The sequence below is a fragment of the Natronoarchaeum sp. GCM10025321 genome, from assembly GCF_042663585.1.
Taxonomy (GTDB): Archaea; Halobacteriota; Halobacteria; order Halobacteriales; family Natronoarchaeaceae; genus Natranaeroarchaeum.
The window spans coordinates 2,465,447-2,479,436 of record NZ_JBHTAN010000006.1 but is presented as its reverse complement, the minus strand read 5'-3'; the positions used below and the strand labels follow the sequence as shown (position 1 = coordinate 2,479,436).

Genomic DNA, 13,990 nt, shown 5'->3' with positions numbered 1-13,990 from the left:
GGGATTAAACAGTATTGGAAAATCCCTTTCGGATCTGTTAGACCCTTAGCTATTAATATGAATAGTATTCTGAATATAGAGGTTGTACACAGTAGCAGGCAAACCGGGTAGTACAGCCAATTAGGCAACATCTCTTTTTACGTATTAGTCTTCTTCCGAACTTTATTGTAGTGGGGGTGAGTCAGCCCCATGATATGAGCTACGAAAAACCCCCATACGATGCGACAATTGGCAATATCAAACTACTCTGTGAGGAGTCACGTGATGTTTCAGAAACGGATAAGGACGAATTAGAGGAAGGGGTTGAAGACCTACAGGGTAGCACTTTCAGTAGAACCCTTGAAGCAGCTGTTCAACTCGGATTGTTTGAGAAAACAGAGAACGGCTACAAACCAACGACAGAAGGTAAGCGAATTGGTTATGGGAGACTTTCTGACGAGGAGGAAAAAGAACTGTTCAGAAGTCTCGTCAAGCAATATGATTTCTACAACACACTTCTCGAAATCGTTGGGGGAAGTCTAACGAGTGATGATGGAGAACAGTATCTTGAGAGAGAAGTTGTTCAAAGTGAGATGGGGATTAATTTCGATTTTGGGGTGAGTGATAGAACCCTTGAGTCTGCCGCAGGTACGTTTTTACAGGTCTTAGATGAATGTGGCGTCGGAGAATATAAACGGGGACAAAGTGGCTATCCAACTCGTCTGGTTGTGAACGAAGAATATTCTGAATTTCTCTCTGATTCAGCGTCGGAAGAGCCGGAAGATGAAGAGCCTACTCAGGAAGAACTTCCCATAGATGAGGATGATGAAGAAGGAAACAACAATGAAAAAGAAAACAAAGATTTAGAATCCTCTGATGGGACTACCCCTTCTTCTCCGATAAATTCTCAGGAGGAGAATGTTGAGGTATCCCAAACCATTGAGGAAAGCATAGAATCAGGTTTCGATGTCACGGTCAATATCGAGATCTCATCAGCTGACTGGGAGAGTGAAGAGGTTACCTCTTTGATAAACTCGCTTAAGAATAAAGACTTAGAGTGAATGTTTCCCGCATACGTAGTTCCACCAGAGGATATAACTGAGATATTGTTCGCTTTTTCTGAGTTGGATGAGCGTGCTAATAATAAAACGGTCGCACAATTCGTCGATGAATCCGAGCGCAAGGTTCGGGAAGCAGTCAAGATACTACAAGAATTAGAGATTGTTGTTGTGGATGGTGAATACACCGTCGATATTGAATATAGCGACCTGATACAACAGTTACCCCCTGATAACAGAAATGCCGTTATCGAGAGAGCACTGTTGAGGCATCAGCCATTCATAGATTATGCAGCTTATTTGAACCGTGGCTATTCATCTGAAGAAGCCTCAAAGATGGTCTATGCGGCGTATGAGGACTTAGCAAGTGGACAAGAGTATATGCAGACGTACTTTGAGCGATTAGGTCAGTATGCTGGAATATTGACTGAAGAAGGAGACGTTTCTATTGAGGTTCGAGAAATTCCAACGGACTCCACCCACTCAATAGAACAACTTCGAGAATCTCTTGATTCGGAGCTGGAAGTAAGGATATATTTGGACGAGATCTTGGGAGAAGAGCTGATGTCTTTCTTAGATGAAGACACGAAAGCCGATTTGGCAAATGGCTATCTGAAACATATACAAAGTCCACGAGATTCAATTAGTGCTACGGGAAGAGCACTTGAGGACTTTCTTAGAAATGTTGGTGATAAGTACGGTAGCGATGACCGAGACTATGGAAGCGCCTCTGGAATAATCCCTGTCGTCAACCATCTACAGGGTGATGATTTGGTAAAGCGTATTCACAAGCGTAGAGTCTTCGCGTTCACCGAGATTAGAAATAAAGGAGGCGCACACGGAGATGATACTGAGATTCTTGAAAGGTGGGATACCTCATCAGAGATCGCACTTGACTCTGCTATTACTGCCACGTTGCTAATTCGGAGTATCTACTGCTATGCTTCCGAAGACAGGTTGATTCTGTAGCTCTTTCTCCTGGCTAATCCTCATCAAGCGGGGCTTGCTTAACCGATTTACCAAATTGACACGTCACGGTGCGGCACACATGATGGCTTTTATTACATACCAATACGGCGGTATAGTAGAATCGAGCGTATTAGGCAGGGAGTGAGAGTATAATCCCATAGAGCGCTTGGGTAGCGGTAAAGCGCGCCCATGGTAAGAATATAATGTTGCCTCGGTATTCCGAGCTGATGCGCACGCTGTATTCAACAAGACTACTGAGAACTCAGCTCACTGTGTAGGCTGACGCCGCCATTGCTCGTAGTGGTCCCGCGGTACTTTGTGAGTAGTCCCTCGGAACGGAGCAAGCGAACCGTGGGTTACGTAGGCAACATGCTCTAAGTCTACTGCTAATGCAGCCTCACCACATGTTGGACATTCGTACTCAGGAGCCTCATCCGGAATATCCTCTGGGAAGATGTCCTCCCAGTCTGCCCGCTCAATGCATTTATCACAGAGATTCGAGCTACCGCTGTGGGTTCCACTTAGAAGCAGTGCCCATTCACCATCAGACAAATCTTCTATCGGTTTTAGATCATCAGTATCCGGTGGGTTGACGCCATAATCACACAGTGCTTCACCGTTTTTCACGAAGTGATCGCGAGGACTTCGAGTGAATCCCCCACCAGCCTTGCGATAGTAGATGTGGAAATCGGCTTCTTTGTTTTCGCTCATACTCTATCTACGAGCGCACTCAACTTAGTTCTTATCAAATATCTTACTAAAGACTCAAAGAAAGTACGATAACTCTTTGAAATTTGGCATACAAATATCAATTCAAATATGTTTTGATAAGCGATGGATGCGAACTAAATTCAGTGTGATTCCGTCGGTTATTTGTAAGATCAAGGAAACGTTTTATTGTGCCAAGTTATACACTATCCCTTACTGGGAAGCTATTTGTAGTATCCTTGATTTCAACGATCATATCTTATATCGCAATTTTCATATCTGAATTGCTGATATTTATTGTATTTCCAATCTCTCTGTGGCTACTTTCAGAAGCGATCACATCAGAAATGAAGCGAATGATTGAACACGATATCTACTCCCGAGAGTAGTCGGACAAGCAGATCTCTATTGACGCTTCGTCTCCGTCGTGGTTGTATCGTCTCTATTTGCCTTTCTTGAAATCCCCAGTATATGATATATGTTACCCGTTTGCGGTCAGTACAGGTAATGTATTCAGTAAGGGGATGGCGTTCGTTTCAGAAATCCCATCCGATTAAAACTCATGCGCAACGATTGTTTTAACTGGATGGGCATTGATATGTATTGTATGGCTGAAAAGAGCGGAGTTGATCTGGTCGAAGAATGGCAGACGGGAGCTTTTCTTATTTTTGGTAGTACTGTTCTTGGATTTGTTCTGGGTGGTGTTGGAGCAGTACTTGGCGGTCAGATTGGTGGAGTGAGTGGTTTTATCGGTGGAGCAATATTGGGCTTTCTTTTATTATCATACATCTTATACGGTCGGTGAGTTTCTGCAACCAACCGACCACGGCCTACTGAAGTTGATTTCTTATTCTGTGGCAGATACGCACTCTTCAGCGACCGGCTGTTTCAGACGATGATATGTCTGAAGAATAGGATTTCAACAATGCCAGTTGTTTGATTCTTTAAAAGAAGGAGAGTACAGTCCGTACACCACTGGACGTGCGATCAAATTTTTCGCAATAAAACATAAAGATGAAACTGGTCATGATGATCTACAGGTGGATATTGAGAAGCCAACTCCGCTCAAGAAGATCGACGCGACGATTACTGTGAATGAATGAACGCCCCACCCTCGGCCTTAACAGGTCGGGGGATTTTTTTATTTATTGATGGGTCATTCGAGAGATCAACAGACGCCTCTTATTCCCGATCAAAGAAGTCCTTCCGCTGGTCCATTTTCCCTTTATCAGTTCGCTTGTCGTAGTGTTTTTCGATTATATCTTGGTTCACGTTAGCTCGTTCCCCCACTTGTTGCGCTGGAGTATCACGCTGACGCCAGTAGGTGATGCTGGCTTTTCGGACTGAGTGTGGGGATTTGGAAGATGGGCATTGACTCGCGTAGTCTACATTGTTTTTGAAATCACACGTTTTCGGATTTTCGTCGTGTGGACACTTTCCTGTGTAGAAGCAGGGATGGCTGAGTTTGTACAGACGTTGGCGGATGGTATTGGGAGAGAGCCGACCGTGGTTGGTAGTGAGCAGTGGTTTCTGTCCGTAGTCGTCTTTCGCTTCAATCCGGTTATTCTCGATGTAGTCTTCGAGAACTTGGCAGGTCATGGAATTGAGGTAGATTGGCCGTTGTCCTTGACTTCCATTTTTGAGCGGAGTATCTTTTTCAGGTCGATGCTTCACCTCAATGTATTGGTCCTCGGAATGGTAATCCGAGACATTGAGAGTACGCAATCCTCCAGTCCGGACTCCAGTTCGGAACAGTAGTCGAAACATTGCATGATCCCGAGAGGCGTATTGGAACTTTTCGAGATAATCGAGGATCTTGAGAGCCTTTTCAGGTTCCATTTTGTCGTTTGAAACGTCTTCCCCCGGATCGAGTTTGGGGACACGTATTTTCTCATGAAGGCCGGGAGTGACTGCTTGGAAGTCTTCGCACCACGTTATGAACACTCGGAAGGTGGTCATTTGGGTGTGGAGTGTGACGTTGTTCAGATCCCCGTCTTCTTTCCGCCAGTAGCGGAAGTCCTGTAGGTTGCGACCATTGAGGTCGTTCATGTTTTCTATTCCTTCGATCCCACACCACTCAATGAATTTTTTCAGTCGAGCTTTGTGTGATCGGAGAGTTGCGGATTGGACTTCGTTTTCCCGATCGGAGATGTATCGTTCAAGTGCAGTTTCGGGTTCGGTTTCGTAGAGTTCGTATTCTGGATTGGACATGAGGTGGTATCCGGAACACAAGTTTCGGAGAGTGGGCCTTACGCTCAACCGCAGAGTGAGCAATTCGCAAATAACCGCCCGCGTGGCGGCTAAAGCGCCGAAATCGTGCGGTAGAGGCGCTGAGGTTCGCGGTTCAAATCCGCGTTGGCCCATGAGTTTTCCTGACGATAATGAATGACCAGACGTGGGTAGCTTCCATACACACCTTTCCACGACTTTTCTCGCCATCGCCGAAGGCTACCTGACCGAGGAGGAAGCCGAAGACGTACTCGACCCGGCGAAGTGACCGAGCGTGTGATTCTCTGGAACGGCTAACCGGAGAACCGCACTGACCGCTACTCCGGAGAGCCGGCTAGCCTGGGACAGTGCTGGCCGGGTAGTTCGATTTTATTGCACTTCGTTCCTGATCACCACGATGCCTTTCCGTGTCCCGCCCGACCTAGCGGTCGTATGACAGCCAATTTCCAGTCGCGTTTCGACGTGGAGTATGATGGGGAGATCCCGCCCAGCGTCGACGAGGCAGCGCTCCACCGGATGGAGGCTGTTGCGTATGCGCTGGACGAGAGTATCCAGATTCCGGGGACGAACACCAGCGTCGGTATCGACCCGATTCTCGGCGTCCTCCCGGTCGCTGGTGATCTGTTCAGCGCTGGTATCTCGGTCTATATCATCGTCGAGTCTGCCAATCTGGGCGTCTCCTATATGACATTGCTGCGGATGATCGCCAATATCAGTATCGACGTGGCTGGTGGGTCGATTCCCTACGCCGGCACTCTCTTCGACTCGTTCTGGAAGGCGAACAAACGCAATGTCGAACTTGCACTCGAGGAACTTGCCGAACCACCTGCCGAGAACTCGAACGATAGTGATGACGCAGAGACAGCTGTCGATGTCCCGATTCAAACGGACTGAGTATTCACAGAAACCGTACTCGCCTGACGAGGGCGATACCTATCACTGCCTACTCACAGACCTCCTGCTCGACCTCGTAGTGATACGTGACGTCGAGGTCCCACTCGCCCGAGGTCAACGCCGCAGTGTTTTCGAGAGAGATGTAGTACCGGCCTTCGGTCTCGGCGGTGAGGCGACGCTCGATACGATCGGCGACGTCGGTCTCCAGCACGAGGTCCCCGTTGGAATCCTCCACCCGTAACAGCGGCCGCGCACCATCGCCCGTCTGTACCGCAAGGATCTCCAGTTCGTGACCCGCTTTCTCGACCTCGGCCCGGACCGTCCACGTCTGGCCGGCACCGATCGTCTCCCACCCGTCGTATATTTTTTCTGATCTTTCTTCGGTCTCGATCCGACAGTCGTCGCCACCGGTGCTACCATCTGTGCACCCTGCCAGTACTGCCGCTCCCGTAACTCCGACTGATGCCAGATATGTACGTCGATTCACGGCCGTCTGGTCGCTGCCCACGTGGCAAATCCTTTGTGTTCTGCGCTGCTCGGAGCGCGTGTTTCCGGGCGTCTGTGAGGCCGATTACTTGCTGAAAGATCAATTTTCTTTACTTTTACATCATAGAAACACACGGATACATGCCGGTCGATGTCTGCTCGGTCTATGGCGCACTACCGACGGCTACCGTCTCGGTGGCAGTCGACGGATCTCTGCTCGTGTCGTTATGTTCGACTTATCAGATAGTGTCGTCGTGATTACGGGTGGAGCATCGGGAATGGGGAAGTCGATGGCCCACGAGTTCGCCGACGAGGGTGCAAGCGTGGTCGCGGTCGACGTCGACGAGGGGGGTATCGAGGCGGTTGCCGACGAGATCGAGAGCGACGGTGGGGAGGCGATGGCGCTCTACGGAGACGTCCGACGACCTCTGGCACGGCGTCCTCGACGTGAACCTGAACGGGCCCTTCTATCTGACTCGTGCCGCTCTCCCCGAACTACTGGAGGGGGACGACGAGGGCGTCGTCATCAATACGGCGTCGATCGCCGGAAAAGTTGCTGGGGGAGGTGGTTCGGCCTACACGACCTCGAAACACGGGCTGATCGGGTTTACGAAACAGCTCGCACACGATTACGGGCCGGAGCTCCGGGCGAACGCGATCTGTCCGGGCGCGGTCGAGACGGGGATGACCGACGATCTGATCGAAGAGATGGAGGCGATGACCGCCGATACGCCAGCAGGGCGCTACGCCGCGCCCGAAGAGATCGCGACTGTCGCCGTCTTCCTCGCTAGCGATGACGCCTCGTTCATGCACGGTGCTGCGGTCGACGTCGACGGTGGCTGGCTCGTCGACTGATCGGCTTCATTTTTCATATCCTGGTCGTTCTCCTCCGCTCGTCGTGGCCCGTGTCACGCAGACGTACAGGTAGTCGAAGGGAACTGGGACAGATCGGGCTCAGACTGCTCGTGTTCGGTTGTTGTTGGCGCTGTTCGAGGCGCTCATGAACCGATAGTTCGACCGATACTGGTGGGCCGACCGCCGTGCTGACTGCATCGACTTCTCATCCGTTATCAGGTTTATCCTCTCTGCCGTCGTAGTTTCGAACGGAGTACAGTGGGGAAACCAGCGGTCTGCTACCAGACAGCTATGAACTACAAAGATTTCGTCGGCCAGGTACAGCACAGACTGGAGTATGCACAGTACGGGGAGGCCGTTCGCGCCATCCGTGCGGTCCTGACGACGCTCGGCGAGCGGATGCCGGAGGGGGAGGCGACGGATCTCGCGAGTCCACTGCCGATGGAGATCGATCGCTACCTGATCGAGGCCGAGCACGGACAGCGCTTCGACTACAACGAGTTCCTGGATCGGGTGGCCGAACGCGAGGGCGTCGATCGGTCCGACGCCAACTACCACGCCCAGCAGGTGATGGTCGTCGTCGCCGAGGACGTCCCGGCGGGCAACATCGAGAAGGCCCGGGCAGGGCTTCCGGAAGAGTTCGATCCGCTGTTCGAGCTCCTCGACGCCTCGGAAGCATCCGACTAGCATCCCTCCGCGCACTCGGCGGGATCCGCGCGCTCGCAGAGATCAGCGATGCTTGATCTCGACGTGCCACTCCGATTCGGCGACTTGCTCGGCCGTGTGGGTGAACCCGCGTTCGTCCAGTACGTCGTACAGCGGTCGCGGCTCGAACGGATTAATCAGGGTAAGCGTCGCTCCCTCGTCGAGGTCGTCGAGTGCCTCGCTGATCGCCTCGAACGGCGGTTCGTTGATCTCACGAGCGTCGAGAACTGGCTCTGACGTGCTCATACACCGGACGTAGATGCCGGACGGCGGTGGTCGTTGTCGGGAACATGTTCGTCGCCTGGGAGCGTCGACAGATTCCACACGGTACCGAGTGTCACCGACTCAGAACGGACGTGACGATTCTCCCGGTCTGTTGCTCTCGCCGTCGCCGGTCGGATCGAGGTCTGCGTCCGTCTCGTCGGATTCGAGGCGTTCTAGCTGGTCGTTGACTGCTTCGCTACCGTTGAGCGTCTCGTCCACCCGGACGCGGACCTGCTCGTAGCCGTGCGCGTCGACGGCGTTTAGCGCGCGGAACGCCCCGACGGCCAGTGGCTCGGCCTGCGGACAGAACGCGGTCGTCGGCGTGAACTCCGCGCGTAGCGTCGCCGGGTCCTCTCGTTCCTCGGCGTAGCGAAACCCGGCGTCGGTGTGTCGCGGATCCCGGTTGAGTTGGGCCAGGTTGTACCCGAACGTGGCGTCGTACACGCCGTACTCCTCGAAGGCGTCCGCGGCGTGGCGATGGACGACGACGTGTTCGTCCTCGACCAGGATCTCGTGGCCCTCCAGAAAACTACCGGGATCCGGAATGTGCTCGGAGACGAACGCGTCGTCCGGATCGAACTCCGGTTCGTTCCCGCCGAACAGGCTCATTCGCCCACCTCTCGCCACACCACTGTCACGACGTCGTCGTCGGTCTCGACTGTCTCGTAGCTGTAGCCGCGGTCCTCTAGCTTCGGATAGAGGAACTGTGGCGCGCGGTCGTTGTGCTGGACGAGGACGGTCTCGCCGGACAGGTCGGCCAACAACTCGAAGGTACGCTGTAACGGCTCCGGCGGCCCGAGTTCGCGAACGTCCAGCGTCTCGACCGGCCGGTCGTCCGGAGCGTCCGTCTCGGCGAGCACGGTCGCTTCGTGGGACATACCCGACGTTCGGGTCCCCAGCATCCCATGGTTTGTTCCGAACGTGTTCGGGGGCGGATACAGTCCGACTGGCTCGGGCATCCCGAACATATGCGGAACTAGCCTCACGGGGGAGTACTGCTAACCGGCAACCATGCAAACCCTCTCCGAGGATCTTACTACGTCGACTCGTCCACCGACGACGATACCGCTTCGGCACTTTCTCGTTGCCCTCGCATTCCTCGTCGTGGGGGCCGTGCTCGGTCTCTCGTGGACGATGGACGGCCCGGTTCCGTCCTCGGCCTTCGGCGGCATCGCGGTTGCCCACCTGCTGCTCGTCGGGTGGGTCTGTCTCACCATCGTCGGGGCGATGACGCAGTTCGTCCCCGTCTGGTCGGGCGTCGAGATCTACTCCGAACGGCTGGCGAACCTGCAACTCGCGCTGATCGCAGTCGGCGTCGCCGGCTTTGCTGGCGTGCTCTGGCTCGGTCGACCGCTCGATGGCGTCGAGTTCGCCGCGCTCATCGTGGCCGGGTTCGCCGTCTTCGTCTACAACCTCTCCCGGACGCTCTGGCCAGCGCGGCCGTTCGACGTCACCGAGCGACACTTCGCGCTGGCGCTTTGCTTCTTTGCGCTCGCGATCACGCTCGGTGGAACTCTCGCCGCTGATTACCGATGGGGCGTGCTCATCGATGCCGGACTCGCACGCCCGGCCGTCGTGGACGCACACGTGACCCTCGCCGTCTTCGGCGGCGTGCTGACGACCGTCGTCGGCGCACTCTACCAACTCGGTCCGATGTTTACCCAGAGCGACCCGACGCCGCTCGACGACCGACTCGTGGCCGCCGAGACCGTAATCTACCCCGTCGGCGTCCTGACGCTCGCGGCGGGACGGCTGATCCAGCACGCGCCCGTCGCTACCCTCGGCGGGCTACTCGTCGCCGCCGGCGTGCTGGTGACTGGACTCGTTCTCGGCCGCCGTCTCCGGACTGCAACGACGGGCGGAACGCCGATGCTCTCGCGATACGCGGTCGTGACGGTGACCGCACTGGCGTGGGGGCTGACCGCGGCCGGGACCTGGATCCTTCGCCCACTCGGCGCGCCGGTTCGGTTCGGCCATCCGGCCGTCGGTAGCCTCCTGCTCGGCGCGCTCATCGGGTTCGTCGTGATCGGGACGGTGTATCACGTCGTGCCGTTTATCGTCTGGCTCGAACGCTACAGCGACCGCGTCGGTCTCGAACGCGTACCCGCAATCGACGACCTCTACGACGGTCGCGTCTCCGCCATCGAGTTCGCCGCGATGGTCGTCGGGACAGCCCTCCTGCTCGCCTCCGCGACTGTTTCGCTGGGCGGCTACGCGGATACCGTCCGACTGCTCGCTGGCAGTCTCGTCATCGCCGGGGTCCTGCTGTTCGTCGGTAATCTCGTCCTGACGCTGGCTCGCCACGCCGGGCCGACGATGCTCGTCCGATACGACGAGTCGACGGAAATGGACGCTCCGGAGCCGTGAGGGACCGGATCGGAGCGCCCTCATACGCCGTACCGAATCGAGGATCGGGAGCCACGAAAAGGAAGGGACTTGCGTCGCGACAGCAAAGCGATGATATGGCACAGGCTCGACTCCACGTGAACCTCCCCGAGGGGCCGTGGGTGAGCGCGGTCTCCCGCGAGTTTCCCGACGCGCAGTTCCAGGTGGTGACTACCACGCCCGGGGATGGCGCGGGGTTCGCACTCGTGCAGGTGACGGCGGACGACATCGATTCCGTCCTCGACGCGATAGAGGCCCACGAGACGATCGCTGAGCTATCAGTGATGGCGCTCGAAGACGGGGTCGCGACGGTTCAGGTCGAAGCGCACGCACCGCTGTTGATGAACGCCGCACAGCAGGCGGGCGTCCCGATCGAGATGCCCGTCAAGATCGAGAACGGTATCGCCCGGGTCGACGTCACCGGCGCGCACGACCGCGTGGCCGACTTCGGAGAGCTACTCCGAACCGTCGGTGCGGAGTTCGACGTCGAGTACGTCCAGCAGCGAATGAACCCCGGTGAGTCGCTCACCGAGCGCCAGCGCGAGGTACTCTTCGAGGCCGTCGAGCGGGGCTACTACGACGTCCCGCGCACCTGCACGCTGACCGAAGTCGCGGAGCATCTCGATATCGCGAAATCGACGTGTAGCGAAGTGCTCCAGCGCGTCCAGCGGACCATCGTTCGCGAGTACGTCGACGACCTGCCGCGTCACCCGATCGAACCCCACTCGATCGACGACGAGGCCTAGCGGCGTTACCCCGAACCTGTTCGCACTGCCTCTGAGGGTCGTCCGCGCCCAAGGTAACTACATGTCCAACAGCGACGTTGCCGACGGCGGCGAAGCGGCGGAGAGCGGGAAAGACGAGAACCGCCCACAATTTCTGGATACCGATCATGCGGCATCGTGGTCCGCGAACCTGGAGGGCGACCGCTACGCCGACGACCGGGAGACGCTGGTCGAGCACGCGCTCGCCGCAATCGAGCAGACCTGCGCGGGCTATCACGTCAACCTCGTTACGCACCCGAACCACGACAGTCCCGACGACTATCTGGAGGCTCCGATCCGCGAGAACTACCCCGACGCGGAGACCACAGTAGTCGACCAGTGTGGCTGTGGCGGCTACGTCTACCGCGTCACGCTACAGAGCTGATCGTCCCGGACCGCGACGAGTCAGGGCGCGAGGTGGCTCTCGATCCGCCGTCGTGTGTCCTCCAACAGCGCCACGTCGTCGGTGAACACCTCGACTGCGACAGTCCCATCGAACCCCCCTAGCTCCTCGGCGACGATGCCGTAGTCTATCTCGCCAGCGCCGAGCGGTAGGTGGGTGTCGCCGCGGCTTCGCGCGTCGTGAACGTGCAGGTGTGAGACGAGGTCGCCGTAGCCCGAGAGAAAGCGGTCGATGCCGTCGTGGCCGTCCTCCATGTATGCGTGGCCGACGTCGAAACAGACTGCCGTCTCCGTCTCGCGTGCCAGATCCCCCAGCACCGTTAGCGGGAGTCCTCGTTTCTGGTGGCCGACGTTCTCGACGACGAGTTCGACGCCCGCGTCCGCCGCGATGCCCCCGATTGCCGATAGCTGGTCGGCGAAGGCCGGGCGGAGATCCGTATCGTGTGGGTTCCGGGCCGTTCCGTGGAGCACTGCCTTCGTTGCTCCCTGAGCGCCCGCCCACTCCAGCAACCGCGTCAGATACGCCCGGATCGCGTCGTTGATCTCGGTGACGGGCGTCACCGCGACCTGCTTGAACGGCAAGTGGACACAGAGGTCGGCATCCGCTTCTGAAAGTACTTCGTCGAGTCTGTTCCGATCGATCTCGTCGACGTCGGTTCCCTCGCCGATCGAGAACTCGGCCAGATCGAACCCCTCGACGGTCGCCGCCATGCGCGCTATCGAGTCGCCGACGGTGAGGCCAACGTCCATACCTAGGCACTCGTCGACGTCTGCATAACTCTCCGGGTGGTCTTTCTTAAAAAGGGGGACCGATCCCGCGTGGCTCGCCTAGTAGGGCGGGCGCTGGGCACGGATCACTGACGCCAGTTCGCCGTGCTCGTCCGCGAGCAGTTCGTTCAGGTCGTCGACGGTGATGATCCCCACCAGTTGGTCATCGTCGTCACAGACCGGAAGCCGGCGAACGCCGTGCTGTGCCATCAGCTCTGTGGCCCGGTAGAACCCGGCGTCACGGTCGACCGTCGTTGGCTCGGTCGACATCACGTCACCGGCGCTGATCTCGTCCGAGTCCGCCCCCTCGGCCAGCACTCCGACTGTCAGATCCCGGTCGGTTACGATCCCACGGGGCGTCTCTCCGTCAGTGATCACGACGCTCCCGACGTCTTCGTCGTCCATGAGCACCGCGAGTTCCGTGGCTGAGGTGTTCGATCCTGCTGTTACGACATCACTTCGCGCGAGGTCTTCGATTGGCATGTTTTCTCCCCCATCTAGAACGGCAACGGTAGCTGTGATAGTCGTTTGTGGTGGCCGGGTGCCGAGTGGGAGACTGCCGGTGAGCACCGACCGGCTAGCTCTCGAACCCCGGCGGAAGCCCCGTGTGTTTGATACCACTCTGGCTTTCGATCACGAACTCGTAGAATCTGACTGCGCCGTCTTCGGATTTCTCGGAGAGTAGTTGGGGACGCCACTCGCCATCCGTCGCATCGCCCAGGTTCTCCCACTCCGCCGGAGTGAGTTTGTCGATCCTGCCTTCCAGCAGGACGCTCTCCCAGTTGAACGTCGAGTCCGCCTGGTAGACGAGAAAGCTCGCAGAATCGGCCTGGGCGCTCAGCGAGTTTTTCTGGCTTTCTCCGTTGACCAGATAGGTGAAGTACAGCCGTCTGTCACCGTCGTACCCGAACGACATCGGGAGCAGGTACGGCACCTCCCCGTTGGGGAGGCCGAGTACGCCGACCCCCTGTACGGTGAGGAACTCCTTGATCTCGGCGTCGCTCATCTGTTCGACACCGGCCTCTTCGAGCGTATCGACGAACATCGTGCTCTAGTAGGGCGAACACCGTACAAAAACCCCTACTGCCGTTCATCGGGCTTTGTCGGCAGAGAGGACCAATATATTCAATATAGTAGTATTATTTTTTTATTATGTGTTATCAAATCTTGAATGTCCCTGTTCGCGGCAGTGGGAGGCATAATACTGTATCTGGGCGCTTTATACTACTGATTCCGCGTTATGAATAGATTACTACTTCTCTGCACTCGTACGAAATGTAGATCGTGTCCTACATCCTGAAGCTACGTTTATGGTCGTTTCAATAGGCTAAATGGGGATTTACTCCGATCGAGAGATGGATAGTTATGACCGCTTTTTTAAGATTTGAAAGAATATATTATAGTAGTATACTAAATATATTGCTATTTTTCGGCTCCGTCCAGTGTGCTGTCAGTATCGAGCAAGTCGAAGGAGTGGTTCGCCTTGATTTACGGAAGTACCCCTGTAACCGGTTCCGGCCCTGG

Annotated in this window: 17 protein-coding genes and 1 pseudogene; 9 read left to right on the top strand and 9 right to left on the bottom strand. The window is 56.0% G+C overall.

All coding sequences use genetic code 11. The features are described from left to right. Positions 1-194: 194 nt before the first annotated feature. Positions 195-1,040 carry a hypothetical protein gene (locus ACFQL3_RS15615; protein ID WP_377055952.1) on the top strand — a complete coding sequence of 282 codons (846 nt, stop codon included), beginning with the start codon at positions 195-197 and terminating at the stop codon, positions 1,038-1,040. Beyond that, positions 1,041-2,006: a hypothetical protein gene (locus ACFQL3_RS15610; protein WP_377055950.1), complete on the top strand. Its 966-nt coding sequence runs from the start codon at positions 1,041-1,043 to the stop codon at positions 2,004-2,006. It abuts the gene before it with no gap. Positions 2,007-2,273: 267 nt separating this feature from the next. Here the strand turns inward: ACFQL3_RS15610 and ACFQL3_RS15605 are convergent, their stop codons facing one another. Next, positions 2,274-2,717 (bottom strand): hypothetical protein, encoded by a 444-nt coding sequence (locus tag ACFQL3_RS15605; protein ID WP_377055948.1) that lies wholly within the window; start codon positions 2,715-2,717, stop codon positions 2,274-2,276. A gap of 604 nt (positions 2,718-3,321) precedes the next feature. Here ACFQL3_RS15605 and ACFQL3_RS15600 point away from each other — a divergent pair. Continuing rightward, positions 3,322-3,519: a hypothetical protein gene (locus ACFQL3_RS15600; protein ID WP_377055947.1), complete on the top strand. Its 198-nt coding sequence runs from the start codon at positions 3,322-3,324 to the stop codon at positions 3,517-3,519. 377 nt (positions 3,520-3,896) lie between these two features. On the opposite strand, the gene ACFQL3_RS15595 is transcribed toward ACFQL3_RS15600, so the two are convergent. Further along, positions 3,897-4,925, bottom strand: coding sequence for a tyrosine-type recombinase/integrase (locus ACFQL3_RS15595; protein ID WP_377055945.1), 1,029 nt, complete (start codon positions 4,923-4,925; stop codon positions 3,897-3,899). Positions 4,926-5,375: 450 nt separating this feature from the next. On the opposite strand from ACFQL3_RS15595, the gene ACFQL3_RS15590 reads away from it, so the two are divergent. Next, positions 5,376-5,837, top strand: a complete 462-nt coding sequence (locus tag ACFQL3_RS15590) for a DUF4112 domain-containing protein (RefSeq protein WP_377055943.1) — start codon at positions 5,376-5,378, stop codon at positions 5,835-5,837. Between the two features lie 49 nt (positions 5,838-5,886). Here ACFQL3_RS15590 and ACFQL3_RS15585 read toward each other — a convergent pair whose 3' ends face one another. After that, entirely contained in the window at positions 5,887-6,324 is a 438-nt protein-coding gene (locus ACFQL3_RS15585; RefSeq protein WP_377055941.1) for a hypothetical protein, read from the bottom strand. 226 nt (positions 6,325-6,550) lie between these two features. On the opposite strand from ACFQL3_RS15585, the pseudogene ACFQL3_RS15580 reads away from it, so the two are divergent. Together ACFQL3_RS15580 and ACFQL3_RS15575 are read left to right on the top strand one after the other, a co-directional pair. Continuing rightward, a pseudogene (locus ACFQL3_RS15580) lies at positions 6,551-7,178 on the top strand (SDR family NAD(P)-dependent oxidoreductase). Between the two features lie 291 nt (positions 7,179-7,469). Beyond that, positions 7,470-7,865 (top strand): DUF2267 domain-containing protein, encoded by a 396-nt coding sequence (locus ACFQL3_RS15575; RefSeq protein ID WP_377055939.1) that lies wholly within the window; start codon positions 7,470-7,472, stop codon positions 7,863-7,865. Between the two features lie 42 nt (positions 7,866-7,907). On the opposite strand, the gene ACFQL3_RS15570 is transcribed toward ACFQL3_RS15575, so the two are convergent. From ACFQL3_RS15570 to ACFQL3_RS15560, 3 genes are all read right to left on the bottom strand, one after another. Then, positions 7,908-8,129: a DUF2249 domain-containing protein gene (locus tag ACFQL3_RS15570; RefSeq protein ID WP_377055937.1), complete on the bottom strand. Its 222-nt coding sequence runs from the start codon at positions 8,127-8,129 to the stop codon at positions 7,908-7,910. 99 nt (positions 8,130-8,228) lie between these two features. Further along, on the bottom strand, positions 8,229-8,756 hold the full coding sequence (locus ACFQL3_RS15565; protein ID WP_377055935.1) for a hypothetical protein: 528 nt from the start codon (positions 8,754-8,756) through the stop codon (positions 8,229-8,231). Continuing rightward, positions 8,753-9,025, bottom strand: a complete 273-nt coding sequence (locus ACFQL3_RS15560) for a DUF2249 domain-containing protein (RefSeq protein ID WP_377055933.1) — start codon at positions 9,023-9,025, stop codon at positions 8,753-8,755. Before ACFQL3_RS15560 ends, ACFQL3_RS15565 begins: the two co-directional genes overlap by 4 nt. A gap of 133 nt (positions 9,026-9,158) precedes the next feature. Between ACFQL3_RS15560 and ACFQL3_RS15555 the strand changes: the two genes are divergently transcribed. The 3 genes from ACFQL3_RS15555 to ACFQL3_RS15545 all read left to right on the top strand — a co-directional run bounded on the left by ACFQL3_RS15555 (position 9,159) and on the right by ACFQL3_RS15545 (position 11,681). Continuing rightward, entirely contained in the window at positions 9,159-10,514 is a 1,356-nt protein-coding gene (locus tag ACFQL3_RS15555; protein ID WP_377055931.1) for a hypothetical protein, read from the top strand. Positions 10,515-10,609: 95 nt separating this feature from the next. Beyond that, positions 10,610-11,278 carry a helix-turn-helix domain-containing protein gene (locus tag ACFQL3_RS15550; protein ID WP_377055929.1) on the top strand — a complete coding sequence of 223 codons (669 nt, stop codon included), beginning with the start codon at positions 10,610-10,612 and terminating at the stop codon, positions 11,276-11,278. 61 nt (positions 11,279-11,339) lie between these two features. Beyond that, positions 11,340-11,681, top strand: coding sequence for a CGCGG family rSAM-modified RiPP protein (locus ACFQL3_RS15545; RefSeq protein ID WP_377055927.1), 342 nt, complete (start codon positions 11,340-11,342; stop codon positions 11,679-11,681). Positions 11,682-11,701: 20 nt separating this feature from the next. Here ACFQL3_RS15545 and ACFQL3_RS15540 read toward each other — a convergent pair whose 3' ends face one another. The 3 genes from ACFQL3_RS15540 to ACFQL3_RS15530 form a co-directional block, all read right to left on the bottom strand. Then, a complete protein-coding gene (locus ACFQL3_RS15540) occupies positions 11,702-12,448 on the bottom strand; it encodes a sugar phosphate isomerase/epimerase family protein (protein ID WP_377055925.1) in 747 nt (248 codons plus the stop codon). A 78-nt stretch (positions 12,449-12,526) separates the two neighbouring features. Further along, positions 12,527-12,949, bottom strand: coding sequence for a CBS domain-containing protein (locus tag ACFQL3_RS15535; protein ID WP_377055923.1), 423 nt, complete (start codon positions 12,947-12,949; stop codon positions 12,527-12,529). Positions 12,950-13,043: 94 nt separating this feature from the next. Continuing rightward, positions 13,044-13,511, bottom strand: a complete 468-nt coding sequence (locus ACFQL3_RS15530; protein ID WP_377055921.1) for a pyridoxamine 5'-phosphate oxidase family protein — start codon at positions 13,509-13,511, stop codon at positions 13,044-13,046. Positions 13,512-13,990: the final 479 nt, after the last annotated feature.